Origin of the sequence: Pseudomonas sp. DE0010 (assembly GCF_007680745.1) — a bacterium.
GTDB lineage: Bacteria > Pseudomonadota > Gammaproteobacteria > Pseudomonadales > Pseudomonadaceae > Aquipseudomonas > Aquipseudomonas parafulva_B.
Genome location: NZ_VEJQ01000273.1, coordinates 1 through 243 on the forward strand (window position 1 = coordinate 1; position 243 = coordinate 243).

Sequence of the window (243 nt, forward strand, 5' to 3'; positions counted from 1 at the left end):
GCGCGATTTCGTGACCGATCCCCTTTACGATCCCGCTGCACTGCTCGCCGCCTGTGCCCGGGGCGAGCGCGCCGCCCTGCAGCGGCTCTACCAGAACGAGGCGCCGCTCTTGCTGGGCATCGTCCTGCGCCTGGTGCGCGATCGCGGACTGGCCGAGGACATTCTCCACGACGCCTTTCTGCGCATCTGGCGCGGCGCCGCCGGATTCGCCCCGGAGCGCGGTACGGCCCGCGGCTGGATGTG

1 protein-coding gene is annotated in these 243 nt (G+C 71.6%); it reads left to right on the plus strand.

What is annotated here, in order from left to right; translation table 11 throughout:
• Positions 1 to 10: 10 nt before the first annotated feature.
• On the plus strand, positions 11 to 243 hold a 233-nt coding region (locus FS767_RS22510; protein WP_305986824.1), incomplete at its 3' end, for a sigma factor.